The organism is Streptomyces sp. NPDC002734, from assembly GCF_040295685.1.
Taxonomy (GTDB): Bacteria; Actinomycetota; Actinomycetes; order Streptomycetales; family Streptomycetaceae; genus Streptomyces.
Window position 1 is genome coordinate 50801 of sequence record NZ_JBEOVU010000040.1, and the last position, 19557, is coordinate 70357.

Consider the following 19557-nt stretch of genomic DNA (forward strand, 5'->3'; position numbering starts at 1 on the left):
TCCCCGGCAGCGGACACGGCCTGACCGTTCCCTGGGCGCGGACGTGGGCCTGGCAGTCTCCCCCGGGGGCAACCACGGGCCGCAGGCGCCGCAGGCGGGCTGCGCGCGGGCGGTCCGCGCTCCGCCCCCGTCGGCCCCCTTGACCGGCCTCCGCTGGGGCACCCTTGAGGCATGCCCGAAGGCGACACCGTATGGCTCACCGCGAAGCACCTGCACGACGCCCTCGCGGGCCGGGTGCTGCTCCGCAGCGACCTGCGGGTGCCCCGTTTCGCCACGTCGGACCTGACCGGGCGGACCGTGCTGGAGGTCGTCGCCCGCGGCAAGCACCTGATGACCCGGCTGGAGGGCGACCTCACACTCCACTCGCACCTGCGGATGGACGGTTCCTGGAAGGTCCTCCCCGGGGCGGGCCCCCGGCTGCGGCTGCCCGGGCCGTACCACCAGATCCGGGCGGTGCTGGGCACGGCCGAGAACACCGCCGTCGGCTACCGGCTGCCGGTGCTGGAGCTGTTGCGCACCACCGAGGAGGACACGGTCGTCGGCCATCTGGGGCCCGACCTGCTGGGCCCGGACTGGGACCCCGACGTCGCCCTAGCCAACCTGGCCCGTGAGCCGGACCGCCCGCTGGGCGAGGCGCTGCTGGACCAGCGCAACCTCGCCGGCATCGGCAACGTGTACAAGTGCGAGCTGTGCTTCCTGCTCGGGGTGACGCCGTGGCTGCCGTACGGGATGCTGCCGACCGACCGAGCGGCGGCGCTGCCGGAGATGGCGCGGCGGCTGCTGGTCGCCAACCGGAACCGTCACCAGAGGCGCACGACGCCGCCGTCGCGCTCCGCCGTCCCCGCCACCGGGCGGCAGACGGGGCAGAACCTCTACGTCTACGGCCGCGCACCGCGCCCCTGCCTGCGCTGCGGCACGCCGATCCGGCTCGCGGACCAGGACGACCGCCCCACCTACTGGTGCCCCCGCTGCCAGTCCGGCCCGACACCGTAGCCGTAGGCCCACCGCCTCAGCCCACGGCCAAAGCCGTGGCCCGTGGCCCGTGGCCCGTGGCCCGTGGCCCGCGACCTGTGACGCCCCGGACTCCCGGCCCCGATCCCCGGCGACGTCACCCTCCCGCGTCGCCCGCCCCCGGCCGGCCGTCGCCCTCCCCCGCCGCCCGCCCGCGCCAGGCCCGCAGCCACCGTCCCGTGGCGACGACCACACCCGTGGCCCGCTCCTTGGCGACGCAGTGCACCGGCAGCAGGCTGACGGTCCACCCGCCCAGCACCACGCCCGCCTCCACCGCTCCGGAGGCCCGCGGGACGAGGGCCAGCCGCAGGGCGGCCCACCACCACACCAGCCCCAGCGTCACCCTCACCGCCACGCCCATGCGGTACCTCCCGCTCCGCCCGGACGGCGGCTCACGCCCCGACACGGCGATCCCGCTGCCCCGTGGCCGCCCGGACCGGAGGCCTACCCGTTCTCCGCCTGGAACATCCAGTGGTGCTTCTCGAGGTCCGCGGTGATGCCGATCAGCAGGTCCTGCGTGATCGGGTCGGGCTGCTCCGTCTCCTGGACCCGTGAGCGCATGCGCCCGATGACGGCGCCCAGCGCGTCCACCAGGGCGCGCACCGCGTCGCCGTCCTTGATCCAGCCGTCCGTGACCGTCGAGATGCCCGACCCGGAGGCCACCGTGGCCGCACGGCCGTCCGGGGAGACCCCGAGCGCCGAGGCCCGCTCGGCCACCGAGTCGGAGTGGGCGCGGGCGCTGGTCACCACGTCGTCGAGTTGCAGGTGCAGCGAACGGAAGCGGGGGCCCACGACGTTCCAGTGGACCTGCTTGGCGACCAGCGACAGGTCCACCAGGTCGACCAGCGCGCCCTGCAGCGCGCTCCCGACCACCTTGAGGTCCTCGTCCGGCAAAGGGCTCTTCACGACATACATGCGCAGCTCCTCGTCAGCCGACGTGTCACTCCACGATGACCGCACCCCGCCGACACGGCAAACGGGGCGTACACGCACCTTGTGCGTGTACGCCCCGTCCGGTGACTCGGGCCAGGCTCAGACTCGGGCCGGGCTCATACTCGGGCCAGGCTCAGGCCGCGACCACGTCGACGGCCTCCGCGGGGGCCTTGATGGTGACCCGCTCCGGGGCGACGCCCGTCACCGAGACGGAGCCCAGCATCGGGCGCACCGGGGCCGGTACGGCGGAGGAGTCGGTTGCGGCCGCGGACCGGGCCAGTTCGGCGAGAGCGAGCTCGTCGCTCACCTCACGCATCAGTTCGGACATGCGCACGTCCAGCGCATCGCAGATCGCACTGAGCAGTTCGGAGGACGCTTCCTTCTGCCCGCGCTCCACCTCGGAGAGGTAACCGAGCGAGACCCGGGCGGAAGAAGAGACCTCGCGCAGAGTACGGCCCTGGCGCTGCCGCTGCCGACGCAGCACGTCACCCAGCAGGCGACGGAGCAGAATCATCGGTGGCTCCCTCCTCGGACCGCGTAGCCGCATCCTTCTCGCCCCACCGTACCGCCTCGCGCCGCGGCCGTGCGGGGAGCGATGTCGTGTTCACTCAGGGCTGCAAACATCAGATCCCCCCGTTCCGTTCCGTATCCTGTGTCCGCTCATTTCCTTGCCGTTGGCCCGCCTGCTCGGCCCTCTTGGCTTCGAGGAGCTCTTCCACAAGCAGCGCGAGAACGCTCCGTACACTCTCCATACGAATTTCCGCCCGTGTGCCGTTCAACCGCAGAGCGCGCACTTTCCCGCCCGCGGACGCATCCCCGTCGCCGGCCGGACCGCCCACGACAGCGACGTAGACGGTGCCGACGGGCTGCCCGTCCTGGGGCTCGGGTCCTGCCACCCCGGTGGTGGCGATGCCCCAGTCGGCGCGCAGCGCCTTCCGCACGCCCCGCGCCATCTGCTCCGCGACCCGTGCGTCGACCGCCCCGTGCTCGGCGAGCAGCTGCTCGTCGACCCCGAGGATGCGGTGCTTGATCTCGGTGGCGTACGCCGTCACCGAGCCCAGGACCGCCTTCGAGGCCCCCGGAACCTCCGTCAGCTCGGCCGCTACCAGCCCTCCGGTGAGGGACTCGGCGACAGCGACGGTCTCCCCGTGGTAGGTGAGCATCAGGACGGCTTCGGCGGCCGCGGAGGTCATGCCTTGCTCCCCCTCAACGCGGCCTTGCGCTCGGCCATTCCCTGCCGGCGCAGCACGATCGCCTGACGGACGTAGTCCAGACCGGTGACGACGGTCAGCGCGACCGCCACCGCCATCACCCACCAGCGCAGGGTGGCCAGCCACCCGGTCAGCGCCAGGATGTACATGCCCACCGCGATGCCCTGGGCGAGCGTCTTGAGCTTGCCGCCCCGGCTGGCGGGGATCACCCCGTACCGGATGACCAGGAACCGGATCACCGTGACGCCGAGCTCCCGGCCCAGGATGACCGCCGTCACCCACCAGGGCAGCTCGTCCAGCCAGGACAGGCAGACCAGCGCCGCACCCATGATCGCCTTGTCGGCGATCGGGTCGGCGATCTTGCCGAAGTCCGTGACCAGGTTGTAGGTGCGGGCCAGATGGCCGTCGAACAGGTCGGTGAACATGGCCACCGCGAAGGCCGCCCACGCGAAGGAGCGCCACGCCGGGTCGTACCCGCCGTGGGCCAGCATCAGCATCACGAACCCGGGCACCAGCACCAGCCGGAACATGGTGAGCAGGTTGGCCACGTTCCACAGGCTGGCCTGGTTCACGGCGGCCGCCGCGATCTTGCCGCCCTTGGCGGCCGGCCGGGCGCCCAGGGGCTCGACGGGCTCGTCCATCAGGACCTCCGTCTCGGGCGGGGCCTTTGTCTCGGGCGAGGCGCCCGCCGCTGACGCCGGTACGCCGCTCATCCGGTCGCCTCCGCGCGCTCCGCCCGGCCGCCGGGGAAGGCTCCGGCGGCCAGTAGCGCGCCGCCCACCGGCTCGGCGACCAGGTCGGCGCCCTCGGTGGCGATCACCTTCGCCTCGACGAACTCTCCGACCCGCAGGCCGCCGGCCTCGGTGAGGCGGACCTGGCCGTCGGTCTCCGGCGCCTGATGCGCGGCACGCCCGTACACACCGTCCTCCTCGTCGACGGACTCAACCAGCACCCGGACCGTCTCGCCCACGCGCTCCTCGGCGCGCTGCGAGACGAGTTCCTCGGCCAGCCGGGAGACCCGGGCGAGTCGCTCGGCGACGACGTCCTCGTCGAGCTTGCCCTCGTAGCCGGCGGCCTCGGTGCCCTCCTCGTCCGAGTACCCGAAAACGCCGATCGCGTCGAGCCGGGCGTGGGTGAGGAAACGCTCCAGCTCGGCGAGGTCCGCCTCGCTCTCGCCGGGGAAGCCCACGATGAAGTTGGACCGCACGCCGGCCTCGGGGGCCTTGGCGCGGATGGTGTCGAGCAGCTCCAGGAAGCGGTCGGTGTCGCCGAAGCGGCGCATGGCGCGCAGCACGGCGGGCGCCGAGTGCTGGAAGGAGAGGTCGAAGTACGGCACGACGCCCGGGGTGGAGGTCAGCACGTCGATCAGGCCGGGGCGCATCTCGGCGGGCTGCAGGTAGCTGACGCGCACCCGCTCGATGCCCTCGACCTCGGCGAGCTCCAGCAGCAGGGTCTCCAGCAGGCGGATGTCGCCCAGGTCCTTGCCGTAGGAGGTGTTGTTCTCGGAGACCAGCATGACCTCCTTGACGCCCTGCTCGGCCAGCCAGCGCGTCTCGTTCAGGACGTCGCCGGGGCGGCGGGAGATGAAGGAGCCGCGGAAGGAGGGGATGGCGCAGAAGGAGCAGCGCCGGTCGCAGCCGGAGGCCAGCTTCACGGACGCCACCGGCGCGCCGTCCAGCCGTCGGCGCAGCGGGGCGCGGGGGCCGGAAGCCGGGGCCAGTCCCTCGGGGAGGTCGGCCGGGGCCGGCTCGGCGTCGGCGGCCGCGCCGTGCCCGGGCAGGGCGACGTCGGTGGCCGCCTGGCGCTCGGCGGGGCTGACCGGCAGCAGCTTGCGCCGGTCGCGCGGCGTGTGGGCGGCGTGGACGCCGCCGGAGAGGATGGTCTGCAGCCGGTCGGAGATGTCGGCGTAGTCGTCGAAGCCGAGGACGCCGTCGGCCTCGGGGAGCGCCTCGGCGAGCTCCTTGCCGTACCGCTCGGCCATGCAGCCCACGGCGACGACCGCCTGGGTCCGGCCGTGGCCCTTGAGATCGTTGGCCTCGAGGAGGGCGTCGACGGAGTCCTTCTTGGCGGCTTCCACGAAACCGCAGGTGTTGACGACGGCGACGTCCGCGTCCTCGGCGTTCTCCACGAGGGCCCAGCCGTCCGCCTCCAAGCGGCCTGCGAGCTCCTCCGAGTCCACCTCGTTACGGGCGCAGCCAAGGGTGACGAGTGCGACGGTACGGCGTTCAGGCATGGGCTCAAGACTACTTCGTTCCGTCGGCGTCCCACGCCGACGGGGTTGGCCCGGCCGGACCAACCCCGTCTGCGCACTCCCTCGGTCCTCCGCGCGGCGGCTATCCGGCGGCGGGGTCTCCCTTGGTGTAGGACAGGCGTTCCACCTGGCCGTTCCGGAAGTCGTCCTCGATCTTCTCGCCGTTGACGTGGAGCTCGAGAGCTCCGGCGTTGCCGAGGACCAGGTCGACGCGGGTGTCGTCCTGGAAGGTGCGCGAGGCGCCCTGCTCCAGGACGCCGTCCCACAGGACGCGCCCGTTGTGGTCCTTCGCGGAGATCCAGCTGCGGCCGTCGGGAGCGCTCACCTTCACCACGACCTTGTCGCGCGGCGCGGCGGCGATGGCGCTCTCGGTGGGCTCGGGCGCGGCGGGCTCACGGGTGGGCTTCTCGGTCACCGAGACGCTGGGCTCGGGGCCCTCGGCGACCTGGGCGCGGTCGGCGCCGTCGCCGTCCCCGCCGAAGGCGGTGAACCCGACGAAGCCGATCACGGCGACGATGGCGGCGACCATGGCCGCCGTCCAGTTCGGGCCGCGCCGCTCGGGGCGGATGCGCTCCGCCTCGAAGACCGGCGCCGCCGGTGTGGGCGCGGGGCGGCCGCCGTGCTTCCTGCCGTAGGCGGCGATCAGCGGCTCCGGGTCCAGCCCGACCGCGCGGGCCAGGGTGCGGAGATGGCCGCGGGCGTACACGTCGCCGCCGCAGGGGCCGAAGTCGTCCTCCTCGATGGCCCGCACGATGCCGACGCGCACCCGGGTGGCGTTGCTGACGTCTTCGACCGACAGTCCGGCCGCCGTGCGCGCCCGCTGGAGGGCGTCGCCGATCGACGGCAGGTCGTGGCGGTCCTTGTCGGTGTCGTCCTCGAACGGACGCTCTTCTTCTGGGGGGTTGCCGAGGGACACGGGGGCGCCTTTCGAGGGTGTGGCCACCTGTGCTGGAGGTTCAGTCTAGGGGGGGTGCCGAAGAGTGGGGCAAGCGGGCGACGACGGTTTGTAGGCCGCCGGTGGGCTCCCGCCTGTGACCGGTTTGACGTGCGTGAGCGGGGAACGGTTGCCCCGCTTCCCGTTACAGGAGGGTCACGGCCGACCGGAGTACCGGGTGGGCCCGGCGGGGCGTCCGCCTAGATGATCCCCCATTCCCGCTCCCCTTCCACGTCCGGCTCTCGCCAAACCACCCGAAGGTCGCTCGCCCGCCGCACGGTGCGGCCGGCCGTGCGCGATCCGCCGTGCTCCGCGCGGTCCGCTGCGCGTCGGGCCGCTACTCGCCGGTGCTCTCGCCGCGGATCCGGGCGAGGGCCTCGTCGAGTTCGTCCGCCTTGACCAGGACGTCGCGGGCCTTGGATCCCTCACTGGGGCCCACGATCTGACGGGACTCCATCAGGTCCATCAGGCGGCCGGCCTTGGCGAAGCCGACCCGCAGCTTGCGCTGCAGCATGGAGGTGGAGCCGAACTGCGTGGTGACGACCAGTTCGGCGGCCTGGCAGAGCAGGTCGAGGTCGTCGCCGATCTCCTCGTCGATCTCCTTCTTCTGCTTGGTGCCCACCACCACGTCGTCCCGGAAGACCGGCGTCATCTGCTCCTTGCAGTGCTCGACGACGGAGCGGATCTCGTCCTCGGCGACGAAGGCGCCCTGCATGCGGATCGGCTTGTTGGCGCCCATCGGCAGGAACAGACCGTCACCCTTGCCGATGAGCTTCTCGGCGCCGGGCTGGTCGAGGATGACACGGCTGTCGGCCAGCGAGGAGGTCGCGAAGGCGAGCCGCGACGGCACGTTCGCCTTGATCAGGCCGGTGACGACGTCCACCGAGGGCCGCTGGGTGGCGAGCACCAGGTGGATGCCGGCGGCGCGGGCCAGCTGGGTGATGCGGACGATGGCGTCCTCGACGTCGCGCGGGGCGACCATCATCAGGTCGGCGAGCTCGTCCACGATCACCAGCAGGTACGGGTAGGGCTGGAGTTCGCGCTCGCTGCCGGGCGGGGTCTTCAGTTTGCCGCTGCGGACGGCCTCGTTGAAGTCGTCGATGTGCCGGTAGCCGAACGCCGCGAGGTCGTCGTAGCGCAGGTCCATCTCGCGCACCACCCACTGCAGGGCCTCGGCGGCCCGCTTGGGGTTGGTGATGATCGGTGTGATCAGGTGCGGGATGCCCTCGTAGGCGGTGAGCTCGACCCGCTTGGGGTCGACCAGCACCATCCGCACGTCCTCCGGCGTGGCCCGCATCATGATCGAGGTGATCAGGCAGTTGATGCAGGACGACTTGCCGGAGCCGGTCGCACCGGCCACCAGGATGTGCGGCATGTGCGCCAGGTTGGCCATCACGTAGCCGCCCTCGACGTCCTTGCCGAGGGCCACCAGCATCGGGTGGTCGTCCTCGGCGGCGTCCGCGAGGCGCAGCACGTCACCGACGTTGACCATCTCGCGGTCGGTGTTCGGGATCTCGATGCCGACCGCGGACTTGCCGGGGATCGGGCTGATGATCCGCACGTCGGGGCTGGCGACCGAGTACGCGATGTTCTTGGTCAGGGCCGTGATCCGCTCGACCTTGACGGCGGGCCCCAGTTCGACCTCGTACCGGGTGACCGTCGGGCCCCGGGTGAAGCCGGTGACCGCCGCGTCGACCTTGAACTCCTTGAAGACGTTGCCCAGCGCGGCGGCGACGGCGTCGTTGGCGGCGGTGCGGGACTTGCCGGGACCACCGCGGTGCAGCAGGTCGAGCGAGGGCAGCGCGTAGGTGATGTCGCCCGCCAGCTGCAGCTGTTCGGCGCGCGGCGGCAGGTCGTGCTCGCGGACCGGCGGCGCCTTGGTCAGGTCGGGGACGGTTTCCGCGGTGGCCGGAAGCCGCTCGGGCGCGGGCACCGGCAGGTTCTTCGGCGCGGGCCGCGCGGTCGGCACGGACGGCTCGGAGCGCTCGGTGTCCTCCCCGCGCCCGCCCCGCTCCGTGACGCCCTGGGTGAGCCCGGCGACCAGCGGCGACGGCGGCAGCCCGTTCATGATCGCCCCGTCCAGCGCGGCGGCTGCCTCGGCGGCGACGTCGACGGCGTCCATCGGGCGGTTCGGGTCGGGGCGGCGGGCGCCGCGGCGGGAACGGCCCCGGCCACGGGCCGGCGTGTCCAGACCGGCCGCCTCGGCCGTGTCCTCGTCCGCCGGGGGCAGCTGACGCCGGCTCCGGGAGCGGGGCAGCGCCTCGCGCCACTGCTCCTCGTACCGCTCGTCGTCCTCCCCCACCACGTCGTCCTCGGCGAAACCGGGCTCCGCGGGCGCCTGCACCACGCCCAGCCTGACGCCCAGGGCGCGCAGCCGCTGCGGAATGGCGTTGACCGGGGTCGCGGTGACCACCAGCAGACCGAACACGGTGAGCAGCAGCAGTAGCGCCACGGCGAGCGCGGCGCCGGTCGCGTAGACCAGCGGGGTGGCGGCGGCCCAGCCGATGAGCCCGCCGGCGTCCCTTATCGCCTGCATGCCGCCGCTGCGCGCGGGCGACCCGCACGCCATGTGGACCTCACCGAGCACGCCGATCGCCAGGGCTGACAGACCGATCACGATCCGCCCGTTGGCCTCCGGCTGCTCGGGGTGACGCACGAACCGCGCGGCGACCACGGCGAGCAGGATCGGCACCAGCAGGTCCAGACGGCCGAACGCGCCGGTGACCAGGATCTCCACCAGTTCCCCGACCGGCCCCTGAAGGTCGGCCCAGGTGCCCGCCGCCACCATCAGGGACAGCGCGATCAGCAGGAGGGCGACGCCGTCCTTGCGGTGGGCCGGGTCGAGGTTCTTCGCCCCCGTCCCTATGCCCCGCAGCACGGCGCCGACGGCGTGCGCGACACCCAGCCACAGGGCGCGGACGAGCCGGTAGACGCCGTTGGTGGGACTCGGGGCCGGCTTCGGCGCGGCCTTGGCGGCCGCCTTCTTCGCGGGCGCCCTCTTCGCGGCGACCTTTCCGGCCACCGGCTTGCCCTTCGCGGACCTGGCGGGCCTCGGCGCCCTCGCGGCCGAGGACGCCTTCGCGGGAGCGGGCGGCTTCTTGGCGGCGGAAGGTCGTGAGGCCATGAGGGTGAGGTTACCGGGGGAGACGCCTGGGGACACGCCTGCGCGGGCCTTCACCCGTTCGTGTCGTCCTCGAGGTCGACGCGGCGTCTGCCGGCGGTGTGCGGGACATCGGTGACACCCCCTCAGCGACCGGTCGGACGGGGTTCCTCAGCTCTGCTGCGGAAGCCTCGGCGCGGCCGCCCCGGTACCCGGCTCCAGCGCGTCCAGCGCACGGCGCAGACCGTTCAGCTTGCGCTCCAGGTGCGCCGCCGTGGCGACCGCCGCGGCGTCGGCCGCCTCGTCGGTCAACTGCTTGGACAGCGCCTCCGCCTGCTCCTCGACCGCGGCCAGCCGCGCCGACAGCTCGGCCAGCAGACCGGAGCCCGCCACGCCCTCCTTGACGGCCTCGCCCTCGGGCCGCTCGCCGCCGCCCTCCAACTGAAGCCGCAGCAGCGCCGCCTGCTCCTTGAGCTGGCAGTTCTTCATGTACAGATCGACGAAGACGGAGACTTTCGCGCGCAGCACCCACGGGTCGAACGGCTTGGAGATGTAGTCCACCGCGCCCGCCGCGTACCCGCGGAAGGTGTGGTGCGGCCCGTGGTTGATGGCCGTGAGGAAGATGATCGGGATGTCCCGGGTCCGCTCACGCCGCTTGATGTGCGCCGCCGTCTCGAAACCGTCCATCCCCGGCATCTGGACGTCGAGCAGGATGACCGCGAAGTCGTCCGTCAGCAGCGCCTTGAGCGCTTCCTCCCCGGACGATGCCCGGACCAGCGTCTGATCGAGCGCGGAGAGGATGGCCTCCAGCGCCAGCAGATTCTCCGGCCGGTCATCGACCAGGAGGATCTTGGCCTTCTGCACCATGGCCCGTCCTCCTCGCCCCGGCTTGGGGCCGCCCCTGTTCGCAGGACTCGCGGCGACGTCCTGGGACGCCGCCCGCGAGGACGACTCCCTTGCGCCGTCCGTCCTTGTGCCGGTCATCGTAGCCGCACCCCGGGTGCCACCACACCCTGTCACCGCGATGTCACTGTGCATGCAGCGGAAACGCGACGCGAGACCAAATGGTTCCCGGTAGTACGGTTCGCCCACCGGGCAGCACGCGGCCTCGGCCACCCTCTGTAGCCCGCTTACCCCCGATGGCCGGTTTCTCACCTCCGGGAGCGGATCACTTCCGTCCCATCCAACTCTCCATCACCTCGAGCAGGTGATCGGGGTCCACCGGCTTGGTGACGTAGTCGGACGCACCCGACTCGATCGCCTTGTCCCGGTCGCCCTTCATCGCCTTCGCGGTCAGCGCGATGATCGGCAGCCCGGCGAACTGCGGCATCCGCCGGATCGCCGTCGTCGTCGCGTAACCGTCCATCTCCGGCATCATGATGTCCATCAGGACGATCGTGACGTCCTCGTGCTGCTCCAGCACCTCGATTCCCTCACGGCCGTTCTCCGCGTACAGCACCGCCACCCCGTGCTGCTCCAGCACGCTGGTGAGGGCGAACACGTTGCGGATGTCGTCGTCGACGATCAGCACCTTCTCGCCGTGGAACCGCACACCCGGCCGGGCGCCCGACGACGGCGCCGCGGACCGCTCCGCCCCGCCCTCGTCGAACGCCGCCCTCGGCTCCTCCGCCGGCCGCGCCGGCGGCTGCTCCTCCCGGCGCCGGCGCCGGAAGAGGGCCGCCGGACCGCTCTGCGTCTCCCGGTAGGAGTTCACCTCGGCCGGCGTCTCCCCCGCGGGCAGTTCCGCCCGCGCCGGGGAGCCCTCCAGCGCCTCGCCCTCCCCGGGCCCCTGCTGCGGGACCTCGTTCGGGTGCAGCGGCAGGTACAGCGTGAACGTGGAGCCGCGACCCGGCTCGGACTGGGCGTGGATCTCGCCGCCCAGCAGCCGCGCGATCTCCCGCGAGATCGACAGACCCAGGCCCGTGCCGCCGTACTTGCGGCTGGTGGTGCCGTCGGCCTGCTTGAACGCCTCGAAGATCACCCGCATCTTGCTCGCCGCGATGCCGATGCCGGTGTCCGTCACCGAGAACGCGATCATCTCCGCGTTCGGCTCGCTCAGCGAACCCGACTCCAGCAACTGCTCCCGGATCGCCGACGGGACGTCCGCCCCGGCATGCCGGATCACCAGCTCCACCGCGCCGCTGTCGGTGAACTTCACCGCGTTCGACAGCAGGTTGCGCAGCACCTGCAGCAGCCGCTGCTCGTCGGTGTGCAGCGTCGCCGGCAGCTCCGGCGACACCCGCACCGAGAAGTCCAGGCCCTTCTCCGCGGTCAGCGGCCGGAACGTCGCCTCCACGTAGTCCACCAGCTGCACCAGCGCGATCCGCGTCGGCGAGACGTCCATCTTGCCCGCCTCGACCTTCGACAGGTCCAGGATGTCGTTGATCAGCTGCAGCAGGTCCGATCCCGCGCCGTGGATCGTCTCCGCGAACTCCACCTGCTTCGGGGAGAGATTGCCGTCCGCGTTGTCCGCCAGCAGCTTCGCCAGGATCAGCAGCGAGTTCAGCGGAGTCCGCAGCTCGTGCGACATGTTGGCGAGGAACTCGCTCTTGTACCGCATGGAGACGGCGAGTTGCTCAGCCCGCTCCTCCAGGACCTGCCGCGCGTCCTCGATCTCGGTGTTCTTCACCTCGATGTCGCGGTTCTGCCGCGCCAACAGCTCGGCCTTCTCCTCCAGTTCGGCGTTGGACTCCTGAAGCGCCAACTGCCGCTGCTCCAGCTCCGCCGAACGGTCCCGCAGCTGCTCGGTCAGCTTCTGCGACTGCTTCAGCAGCACCTCGGTCTTGCTGTTCACCGAGATGGTGTTGACGCTGGTCGCGATCATCTCCGCGATCTGGTTGAGGAAGTCCTTCTGGATCTGCGTGAACGGCGTGAACGACGCCAGCTCGATCACACCGAGCACCGTGCCCTCGAAGAGCAGCGGCAGCACGATCACCTGCGCCGGCGGCGCCTCCCCGAGACCGGAGGCGATCTTCAGGTAGCCGCTGGGCGCGTTCTCCACCAGGATCGCCCGCCGCTCCTGCGCGGCCGTGCCCACCAGACCCTCACCGGGCCGGAACGACGTCGGCATCGACCCCATCGAGTAGCCGTAGCTGCCGAACATCCGCAGCTCGAACGCGTCCCCGTCGAGGGCGCCGACCTCCTGGGTGTCCCCCGGCGGGATCGCCAGGAAGAACGCCCCGTGCTGCGCGGAGACCACCGGCGTCAGCTCGCTCATCACCAGCGACGCCACGTCGTCCAGGTCCCGGCGGCCCTGCATCAGCGCCGAGATCCGGGCCAGGTTGCCCTTCAGCCAGTCCTGCTCCTTGTTCGCGATGGTGGTGTCGCGCAGGTTGGCGATCATCTTGTTGATGTTGTCCTGCAGCTCCTGGATCTCGCCGGAGGAGTCGACGTCGATCTTCAGGTTGAGGTCGCCGCGGGTCACCGCGGTGGCGACCCGGGCGATCGCCCGCACCTGCCGGGTCAGGTTCCCGGCCATCTCGTTCACCGACTCCGTCAGGTCCCGCCAGGTGCCGTCCACGTCCCGCACCCGCGCCTGACCGCCCAGCCGGCCCTCGGTGCCCACCTCACGGGCGACCCGGGTGACCTCCTCGGCGAACGAGGACAGCTGGTCGACCATCGTGTTGATGGTCGTCTTCAGCTCGAGGATCTCGCCCCGCGCGTCGATGTCGATCTTCTTGGTCAGGTCACCCTTGGCGATCGCCGTCGTGACCATGGCGATGTTGCGCACCTGACCCGTCAGGTTGGACGCCATCTGGTTCACCGACTCGGTGAGGTCCTTCCAGGTGCCCGCCACCCCCGGCACGTGGGCCTGACCGCCCAGGATGCCGTCCGTGCCCACCTCGCGGGCCACCTTGGTGACCTGCTCGGCGAACGACGACAGCGTCTTCACCATGATGTTGATGGTGTCGCCGAGCTGCGCCACCTCGCCGCGCGCCTCGATGGTCACCTGCCGCGTCAGGTCGCCGTTGGCGACCGCGGAGGCGACCTGCGAGATGTTCCGCACCTGGGTGGTGAGGTTCTTCGCCATCAGGTTGACGTTGTCGCTCAGGTCCTTCCAGATGCCGGTGACGCCCGGCACGTGCGCCTGACCGCCCAGGATGCCCTCGGTGCCCACCTCACGGGCCACCCGCGTCACCTGCTCCGCGAACGACGACAGCTGGTCCACCATCGTGTTGACGGTGGTCACCAGCTCGAGGATCTCGCCCTTGGCGTCGACGGTGATCTTCTTCGACAGGTCGCCCTTGGCGACCGCCGTGGTGACCTCGGCGATGTTCCGCACCTGGATGGTGAGGTTGTTCGCCATGAAGTTCACCGACTGGGTCAGGTCCTTCCAGGTGCCGGAGACCCCCTGCACCTCGGCCTGACCGCCCAGGATGCCCTCGGTGCCCACCTCGCGGGCCACCCGGGTCACCTGCTCCGCGAAGTTCGAGAGCTGGTCGACCATCGTGTTGAGGGTGTTCTTCAGCTCCAGGATCTCGCCGCGCGCGTCCACGTCGATCTTCTGCGACAGGTCACCGCGCGCCACCGCCGTCGCGACCTGCGCGATGTTGCGCACCTGCGCTGTCAGGTTCCCGGCCATGCCGTTCACCGAGTCCGTCAGGTCACGCCACACGCCGGCCACGCCCGGCACCTGCGCCTGACCGCCCAGACGCCCCTCGGTGCCCACCTCGCGGGCCACCCGGGTCACCTGGTCGGCGAAGGCGGACAGCTGGTCGACCATCGTGTTGATGGTGTTCTTCAGCTCCAGGATCTCGCCGCGGGCGTCCACGTCGATCTTCTGCGACAGGTCGCCGCTCGCCACCGCCGTCGTCACCTGCGCGATGTTGCGCACCTGCGAGGTGAGGTTGCCGGCCATGCTGTTGACGGAGTCGGTGAGCTCCTTCCAGGTGCCCGACACCCCGTCCACCCGGGCCTGACCGCCCAGGCGGCCCTCCGTGCCCACGTCCCGCGCCATCCGCGTCACCTGGTCGGCGAAGCTGGAGAGCTGGTCCACCATCCGGTTCACGGTGTTCTTCAGCTGGAGCATCTCGCCCGAGACGTCCACCGTGACCTTCTGCGACAGGTCGCCGTTGGCCACCGCCGTCGTCACCTGCGCGATGTTCCTCACCTGACCGGTGAGGTTGCGGAACGCCGTGTTGACGGAGTCGGTGAGGTCCTTCCAGGTGCCGGCCGCGCCGGGCACCTGCGCCTGACCGCCCAGCTCGCCCTCGACGCCCACCTCACGGGCCACCCGCGTCACCTCGGCGCCGAACGCGGAGAGCTGGTCCACCATCCCGTTGACGGTGTTCTTCAGCTCCAGCATCTCGCCGGCCACGTCCACCGTGACCTTCTGCGACAGGTCGCCGTTCGCCACCGCCGTCGTCACCGCGGCGATGTCCCGCACCTGCGTCGTCAGGTTCCGGAAGACCGTGTTCACCGAATCGGTGAGGTCCTTCCAGGTCCCCGCAGCTCCCGGGACGTTCGCCTGGCCGCCCAGCCGGCCCTCGGCGCCGACCTCGTTGGCGACCCGGGTGACCTCGTCCGCGAAGATCCGCAGCGTCTCGGTCATCTGGTTGATCGTGTCGGCCAGCTGCGCCACCTCACCGCGGGCGCTCACCGTCACCTTCCGCGACAGGTCGCCGTTGGCGACCGCCGTGGTCACCTCGGCGATCCCGCGCACCTGCGCGGTGAGGTTGCCCGCCATCAGGTTGACCGAGTCGGTCAGGTCCTTCCACACACCGGCCACGCCCGGCACCTGCGCCTGACCGCCCAGCTCACCCTCGGTGCCCACCTCTCGGGCCACCCGGGTCACCTCGGCCGCGAACGCGGAGAGCTGGTCCACCATCGTGTTGACGGTGTTCTTCAGCTCGAGCATCTCGCCCTCGACGTGCACGGTGACCTTGCGGGAAAGGTCACCGTTGGCCACGGCGGTGGTGACGAGCGCGATGTCCCTCACCTGAAGGGTGAGCCGGTGCGCCATCGTGTTGACGGACTCGGTCAGGTCCTTCCACGAGCCCGACATGCCGCGCACCTGGGCCTGACCGCCCAGCTTGCCCTCGGTGCCCACCTCGCTGGCCACCCGGGTCACCTCGTCGGTGAACCGCGACAGCTGGTCGACCAGGTTGTTCACCGTCCGCGAGACCTTCAGGAACTCGCCGCGCAGCGGGTGCCCGCTGCCGTCGGCGCCCCGGGTCCGCAGCTCCATCCGGGGCGACAGGTCACCCTCCGCGACCGCGGAGAGCACCCGGCCCACCTCGGACACCGGCCGCACCAGATCGTCGACCAGCGCGTTCGACGCGTCGATCGCGGAGGCCCAGGAGCCCTCGCAGGCACCCGTCTCCAGCCGCTCGGTGAGTTTTCCCTCACGCCCGACCATCCGCCGCACCCGGGCCAGCTCGCCCGTCAGGTGCAGGTTGCGGTCCGCGACCTGGTTGAACACGGCGGCGATCTCCGACATGACGTCGTCGCCGGACACCGTCAGCCGCTTGCGGAAGTTCCCGTCCCGCATCGCCACCAGGCCGGACAGCAACCTGTTGAGCGCGGCCGTGTCCACCTGGGTGGTGCCTCCGCCCTTCGCACGCGTCCTACTGCCCCGCGTCGCCGCGCCAGCCTCCACTGTGTCCCTCCCGCAGGGATCGACCAACCACTGCCGCTCACGTGCCCGCAACCTCGGCCCCGCTCACGTCGCCCTCCCGTCACAACCACGCGCCGGGGGTGTATGCATCAAGCCTGCCCAGTGTTTCACTTCGGCCGAACCAGGCCATAACAGTTCGGCAAGCCCGCACACCGTCCGCACACACTGCGGACGGAATCGGCGTCAACCGGCATCCGCGCGGACCTCTCAGGTAAGTAACCTTGCAGGAGGCTGCCTGGGCCGAACGGTCCCGTCCGGCCCTGGGCGGTGGTAAGACGAAGTGTGGGCATCGGAGGGGCGGCCTCGGAGAACATGACGACCGGACTGATCTCGGGGGACCCGACCCCGGAGCACACCGGGCCGACGGAAGCGTTCCCCGCTCAGCAGCGGCACGCGCAGGACGCACCGCCGGACACCCACGCCCACGAGCGCACGAGGAGTTCTGTGATCACCGCGCGGGCGGCCGCCAGCTTCGAGCCAGTGGGGCGCTCCGTCGCCACGGCCCGCTCCTTCGTCCGCGACACCCTCCAGGGCTGGGGCTTCGCGGACATCATCGACGACGCCGTCGTCCTCACCAGCGAGCTGGTCACCAACGCCGTGGTCCACGCCGGCACCGCCGCCGACGTCGTCTGCCTGCGCACCGACGACGGCGTCCGCATCGAGGTCGCCGACCACTACCCCGAGCGCGAGGTCCCCCTCCAGTCCGCCGCGCACCCCGTGAGCAGCCCGGACCAGGAGGGCGGCCGCGGCCTGCAGCTCTGCGCCGCCCTCGCCGCCCGCTGGGGCGTCGAGTACACGACCACCCGCAAGCAGGTCTGGTTCCAGCTCGACCTCCCCGACCGCGCCGTCGGCACCCGCTCCGCGGGCCCCGCGCTCCCCGTCGACATGCTCCCCGCCGCCGACGGCCGGGTCAGGGTGGCCGTCGTCCAGATCGACCACGACGGCGCCGTCAGCGCGTGGAACGAGGACGCCGAGGACCTCTTCGGCTACCCGGCCTCCTCCGTCACCGGCAAGCCCCTCACCGATCTCGCCGCCTGGCCGCACACCCCCGGCACCAGCACCGGCATCGTCGAGGCCCTCCAGCTGTCCCGCTGGGAAGGCAGCTACGGCATCCGTGACGCGGCCGGCCGCGTCGTCCCCGTGTACGCCTCGCACCTGCGCGTCCGCAACCCCGAGGGAGCCCCCTCCACCGTCTGTCTCCTCGTCCGCAACGAGGAGCGCGCCGTCCTGCAGAGCCCCTCCCGCGGCGCCGCGGGCGACACCGCCCACCACGACGGCCGGGACGCCGACCCCTTCGAGGTCTTCATCGGCTCCCCCGCCCCCGACGACCTGGACGGCCTGCTCCAGCGCACCGTCGAGCGGGCCCGCGACATGCTCGACGCCGACGCCGCCTTCCTGCTGCTGGCCACCGACGACGAGACCGAGCTGGAGGTCCGTGCGTCGACCGGCCTGCCGTCGGCCCGCCAGCGCTTCGCCCGCGTCCCCGTCGAGGCCGGCCCCGGCCGCTACGGCTCGGCCCGCATGCCCGCCGTCCACGACGACCTCGCCGCCACCCCGGGCTCCATCCCGCTGCTCGACGGCACCGGCATGCGCTCCGTGGTGACGGTCCCGCTCAAGGTCGAGGGCCGCCTCACCGGCTCCCTCGGCGTCGCCGCGGAGGCCTCCGGCCGCTACTCCAACGAGGAGGCGCTGCGCCTTCAGTTCGCCGCCGACCGGATCGCCCTGGCCGTCGAGTCGGCCCGTCTGGGCGAGCTAGAGCGGCTCCGCCGCGGCTCCCTCAGCTTCCTCGTCGAGGCCTCCGACCTGCTCGCCGGCACTCTGGACCGCGATCAGACGCTGGCCCTGATGGCCCAGATGACCGTGCCGACGCTGGCCACCTGGTGCGCCGTCTACACGATCAACGACCCGTCCTCCGACCCCTATCTGTCGTACGTCCTGCACGAGGACGAGGACCGGATCGACGGGCTGAAGGCCCTGCTCTCCAAGATCTCCCCTCCGGATCCGGTGCCGACCCCCGGCGCCCGCGTCTGGACCGCCCCGTTCAAGGCCGCCCACGACGCCGCCCTGCGCACCTCCATGCGCAGCCTCGGCCTGGGCGAGCCCACCACGGTCTCCTCCGGCATCGGCCCCACCCTCGCCACCGCCTCCGCGGTGGGCGGCGAGACGGTCGTCCTGCCGCTGGTCGCCCGCAACCGGGTCATCGGCATGCTCACCCTGGGCAAGCCGACCGACGAGCACTTCCGTCAGGAGTCCCTGGAACTGGCCGAGGACCTGAGCCGCCGGGCCGCCCTGGCCCTGGACAACGCGCGCCTGTACTCGGAGCGCACGGCCATCAGCCAGTCCCTGCAGCGCAGCCTCCTCCCGCCGGAGCTCCCCCGGATCGACGGCGTCGAGGTGGAGGTCATCTACCAGGCGGCCGGCGAGGGCAACGAGGTCGGCGGCGACTTCTACGACCTCTTCCCCATCCGGGACGGCGCCTACGGTTTCGCCATCGGCGACGTCTGCGGCACCGGGCCCAACGCGGCGGCCGTCACCGGCCTGGCCCGGCACGCGCTGCGCCTGCTGGCCCGCGAGGGCCTCAGCGGCCCCGCCGTGCTGCAGCGCCTGAACTCCGCGATCCTCGACGAGGGCGAGCGCAGCCGCTTCCTCACGCTGCTCTACGGAGAGCTGTGGCCGCAGGAGGACGGCAGTGCCCTGCTCAAGGTGGTCTGCGCCGGCCACCCGCTCCCCCTCCGCCTGCGCCAGGACGGCACGGTGGAGCCCGCGGCGGAGCCGCAGCCGCTGCTCGGCGTCATGGACGACCTCGAGCTCTACGAGGAGACCCGCGTCCTCGACCCGGGCGACGTCCTGCTCTGCGTCACGGACGGCGTCACCGAACGCCGCGAGGGGATGCGCATGCTCGGCGACGACGGCCTGGCGGACGTCCTGACGACCTGTACCGGGCTCACCGCCGGCGCGGTCGCCGCGCGGGTGCTGCGGGCGGTGGAGCGCTTCGCCTCCGAGCCGCCGTCGGACGACATGGCCATCCTGGCGATGCGGGTACCGGGGCTCCAGGCCGACTGACGGAGGGCCGGGTCGGCCCGGCCCTCCCGGAAACGCAAAAGAGGCCCCGCCCGAATGGGCGGGGCCTCTTTTTGGCTGAGCCCCCAAACGGAATCGAACCGTTGACCTTCTCCTTACCATGGAGACGCTCTACCGACTGAGCTATAGGGGCCTTGTCGTTTCGAGGTTTCCCTCGCGGCGACACATGAATACTAACCCACGACCTGCGGGGATTCCAACTCCAGGCCGAGCGGCTGGCCGGCGGCGTGGACGTCCGCCCGCAATTGCCCAGAATTGTGCGGCGCTCACCCCAGGGCGCCGGCTGTCGGCCGGGGCAGCCTGGGGAGGCCTTCTCGAAACTCCACCGGAAATGCGGAAAGCCCCCGCACAAGGTGCGAGGGCTTTCCCAATATTTGTTCGGCGGCGTCCTACTCTCCCACAGGGTCCCCCCTGCAGTAC

The 19557-nt window shown here is 71.7% G+C and carries 12 protein-coding genes and 1 tRNA gene; 2 read left to right on the forward strand and 11 right to left on the reverse strand.

Annotated features, from left to right (window positions below):
- The first annotated feature begins 171 nt into the window (after positions 1 to 171).
- On the forward strand, positions 172 to 993 hold the full coding sequence (locus tag ABT026_RS28085) for an Fpg/Nei family DNA glycosylase (RefSeq protein WP_351117968.1): 822 nt from the start codon (positions 172 to 174) through the stop codon (positions 991 to 993).
- A gap of 115 nt (positions 994 to 1108) precedes the next feature.
- Here ABT026_RS28085 and ABT026_RS28090 read toward each other — a convergent pair whose 3' ends face one another.
- The 10 genes from ABT026_RS28090 to ABT026_RS28135 form a co-directional block, all read right to left on the reverse strand.
- Positions 1109 to 1372 (reverse strand): hypothetical protein, encoded by a 264-nt coding sequence (locus ABT026_RS28090; RefSeq protein WP_351117969.1) that lies wholly within the window; start codon positions 1370 to 1372, stop codon positions 1109 to 1111.
- Between the two features lie 83 nt (positions 1373 to 1455).
- On the reverse strand, positions 1456 to 1926 hold the full coding sequence (locus ABT026_RS28095) for a Dps family protein (RefSeq protein ID WP_351117970.1): 471 nt from the start codon (positions 1924 to 1926) through the stop codon (positions 1456 to 1458).
- A gap of 151 nt (positions 1927 to 2077) precedes the next feature.
- Entirely contained in the window at positions 2078 to 2458 is a 381-nt protein-coding gene (locus ABT026_RS28100; RefSeq protein ID WP_351117971.1) for a helix-turn-helix domain-containing protein, read from the reverse strand.
- Between the two features lie 109 nt (positions 2459 to 2567).
- On the reverse strand, positions 2568 to 3137 hold the full coding sequence (locus ABT026_RS28105) for a CinA family protein (RefSeq protein ID WP_351117972.1): 570 nt from the start codon (positions 3135 to 3137) through the stop codon (positions 2568 to 2570).
- Positions 3134 to 3868 (reverse strand): CDP-diacylglycerol--glycerol-3-phosphate 3-phosphatidyltransferase, encoded by a 735-nt coding sequence (gene pgsA / locus ABT026_RS28110; RefSeq protein WP_351117973.1) that lies wholly within the window; start codon positions 3866 to 3868, stop codon positions 3134 to 3136. The genes ABT026_RS28105 and pgsA overlap by 4 nt, the downstream gene beginning before the upstream one ends.
- On the reverse strand, positions 3865 to 5388 hold the full coding sequence (rimO, locus tag ABT026_RS28115) for a 30S ribosomal protein S12 methylthiotransferase RimO (RefSeq protein WP_351117974.1): 1524 nt from the start codon (positions 5386 to 5388) through the stop codon (positions 3865 to 3867). Before rimO ends, pgsA begins: the two co-directional genes overlap by 4 nt.
- Positions 5389 to 5488: 100 nt before the next feature.
- Positions 5489 to 6322: a helix-turn-helix domain-containing protein gene (locus ABT026_RS28120; RefSeq protein ID WP_351117975.1), complete on the reverse strand. Its 834-nt coding sequence runs from the start codon at positions 6320 to 6322 to the stop codon at positions 5489 to 5491.
- Positions 6323 to 6677: 355 nt separating this feature from the next.
- Complete coding sequence (locus ABT026_RS28125; protein ID WP_351117976.1) at positions 6678 to 9464, reverse strand: DNA translocase FtsK; 2787 nt, start codon at positions 9462 to 9464, stop codon at positions 6678 to 6680.
- A 147-nt stretch (positions 9465 to 9611) separates the two neighbouring features.
- Positions 9612 to 10307 carry a response regulator gene (locus ABT026_RS28130; RefSeq protein ID WP_351117977.1) on the reverse strand — a complete coding sequence of 232 codons (696 nt, stop codon included), beginning with the start codon at positions 10305 to 10307 and terminating at the stop codon, positions 9612 to 9614.
- A 301-nt stretch (positions 10308 to 10608) separates the two neighbouring features.
- Positions 10609 to 16038, reverse strand: a complete 5430-nt coding sequence (locus ABT026_RS28135) for a HAMP domain-containing protein (protein ID WP_351117978.1) — start codon at positions 16036 to 16038, stop codon at positions 10609 to 10611.
- 330 nt (positions 16039 to 16368) lie between these two features.
- Here ABT026_RS28135 and ABT026_RS28140 point away from each other — a divergent pair, with 330 nt between their 5' ends.
- Positions 16369 to 19119: a SpoIIE family protein phosphatase gene (locus tag ABT026_RS28140; protein WP_351117979.1), complete on the forward strand. Its 2751-nt coding sequence runs from the start codon at positions 16369 to 16371 to the stop codon at positions 19117 to 19119.
- Positions 19120 to 19197: 78 nt separating this feature from the next.
- Here ABT026_RS28140 and ABT026_RS28145 read toward each other — a convergent pair.
- Positions 19198 to 19270: transfer RNA gene (locus tag ABT026_RS28145), tRNA-Thr, on the reverse strand.
- Between the last annotated feature and the right edge of the window lie 287 nt (positions 19271 to 19557).